Annotated in this window: 3 protein-coding genes; 1 reads left to right on the forward strand and 2 read right to left on the reverse strand. The window is 69.1% G+C overall.

Going from position 1 to position 2,175, the window contains the following annotated elements; genetic code table 11:
* Both ABZ454_RS38740 and ABZ454_RS38745 read right to left on the reverse strand, forming a co-directional pair.
* Window positions 1-755: helix-turn-helix transcriptional regulator (locus tag ABZ454_RS38740; RefSeq protein ID WP_359544120.1), on the reverse strand; the 755-nt coding region annotated here is incomplete at its 3' end.
* 370 nt (window positions 756-1,125) lie between these two features.
* On the reverse strand, window positions 1,126-1,458 hold the full coding sequence (locus ABZ454_RS38745) for a hypothetical protein (RefSeq protein WP_359544121.1): 333 nt from the start codon (window positions 1,456-1,458) through the stop codon (window positions 1,126-1,128).
* A 332-nt stretch (window positions 1,459-1,790) separates the two neighbouring features.
* On the opposite strand from ABZ454_RS38745, the gene ABZ454_RS38750 reads away from it, so the two are divergent.
* Window positions 1,791-2,024, forward strand: coding sequence for a hypothetical protein (locus ABZ454_RS38750; RefSeq protein ID WP_359544122.1), 234 nt, complete (start codon window positions 1,791-1,793; stop codon window positions 2,022-2,024).
* Window positions 2,025-2,175 lie beyond the last annotated feature (151 nt).

Consider the following 2,175-nt stretch of genomic DNA (forward strand, 5'->3'; position numbering starts at 1 on the left):
GGTAGAGCCAGGCGCCGTGCGCCGCGTCGTCGGGCAGGGACGGCGTCGGGTAGTCCCCCGGAGGGGATGTCCGCAGCCGACTTCTCCGCGAGCGCGAGCGCCTCCGGGAGCCGAGCATCACGCAGATACACCCACGAGCGCCCCGAGCCGACGAGCGCCACCCGCATGTCATCCGCGCCCCGCTCGGCCGCGTTCTGCGCGTGCCCGATCGAGGCGTACGCCAGGTCGCGCGCCCCCATCAGGTTCGCCACGTACCCGGCGAGCCGGTAGGCGTCGGAGAGGACCCCCCACGCCGGCGCCTGCTCCCCGGCGGCCTGTTCGTGCAGGCGTGCCGCCGCCGCGGTGATGAACGGAGCGACGACCGCACCGGCCTCGACGTACCGGCCACGCCAATACAGGTCCCAGCAGCGGTCGGTGGTCACCTGCAGTTCGTCCAGGGTCATCGCCTCGACGTCGGCCGGCAGGATGCCGGCAGCGGTGTCGTGCACGGCCCGGGACAGGTCGCGGATCATGATGCGGTCGCCCTGGGCCAGTGCACGGCGCGGCGCCTGCTGGCCGAGAATGACCGACGTGTCAACGCTCAAGGCGTCGGCGATGGCGAGTAAAGTCGGCAGCGACAGGGCCTTGTCCTGCTCCGCCTTCTTGATGGTGTCGATCGAGAGGCCCGTCATCTCGGCAAGATCGGACTGCCGGATCTCGCGACCGCGCAGGATCTTGATTCGTTCACCGGTGCTGTAGTCGGCCCACTGGGGCATACTTGACTCCATTCCTAGCGTCCACTAGGAACCGTACCCCCGCCTGAGGGGTCGGAGACTGCCAACGCCCCTTACGTCACCGTGACGTGAGGGGCGTTCGCGCGTCTACCCTCACCCTATGAACCGTCTCCTGCGCCGCCTCCTGGGCATGGGCCCGTCACCCGCAGAGCAGTCCCGTGCCGCCCTGGAAAACCTCGGCCGGCAGATGGCGGCCGGGTACGCCGAAGGGTTGCGTGACCCGCGGCCGTTGACGCCGGCGGAGATGGCCGAAGTGATGGCATACTCCGGGGCCGTCGCGCGGCGCTGCCCCGGTTCCGACCGGGGCACTTCGTCGTTTCGGGGCCCGGCCGGAACCGGGATGTCGGGATGGCTACGACGCCGGCACCTTGCCCCTCTGCTCTGGGCACTCGACGAGCACCGCGGCGGACACCAGCGCGGCCGCCTCATTCTCGGAGAAGCCGGCCCGGGCGTACGCGATGGCGTCGGCGTACGATCCCTTCTTCAACTCGCCGCACAGGTCGGCGCCTTCGGAGCCGAGGGTGTTGGCCAGGTCATCGGTCGGTATCCCGCCGAAGTCGTCGGGGTCCGCGGCCGCCGCGGCGTCGGCGTACTTCTTCTCATCGGCGGACGGGCCGCTGGAGCAGCCGGCGAGCATGGCGCCGGCGAGCAGGGCGCCGGCAGCGAGGGTGATCGTTCGTCTCATGCGGTCATCGTTGCCGTCATGGTCGGCATACGGGTGTTCCGTGATGGCCTTGTGATGAACCTACTAACCCGACAACGCGCTCATTAGCACGTGAATCCGGCGGACCGTCAAAAATGCGACCCACAGAATGGGCCCTCTCGTCGCCGATCTCGACCCCTCCGGTGCGACCGGATACCGGGAGGGCTGTTCGCGCGTCAGCGGGGCGCAGAGCCGTTTCGACCTGCCGAAAGGCCCAAACGGGCTCGCACGCTAGATCGGTTGTCATAACTGCCCTTATGATAACCAATAGATGACCACCGTCCGGTGACGGACTGTCACGCTGGAGGTAGAACATGAGCACCGACGACAACGGCCGACAGGCCGTGACCCTGTCCTGGGAACTACAGAAGTGCGCCAAGCCTGACTGCTTCCGTCAGGTGAAGGCCGGCGTCGGATTCTGCTGCTCTGCCTGCGCCGTGGCCGCCGAGAGGCTGCACGAGGTGGACGAGCACAGCAGCGGTTGCGAGCGCCGGCACACCCAGCGCGGTGAGCACGGCACCATCCCGAGCGGAAGGGTCCTCCGGTGACCAACCTCCCCGCCGTACCGGCCGACGCCGACGTCGTCGACGCCGAGCTGGTCGACGACGAGCACCCGAACCTCCCCGCGGTCCCGGCCGCCCCGGTCGACGTGAACCGGACCCTGACCCCCGAGGCCCGCAAGGCCATGGAGGAGGGAGG

It is taken from the genome of Streptomyces sp. NPDC005803, assembly GCF_040630435.1.
Classification (GTDB): Bacteria; Actinomycetota; Actinomycetes; order Streptomycetales; family Streptomycetaceae; genus Streptomyces.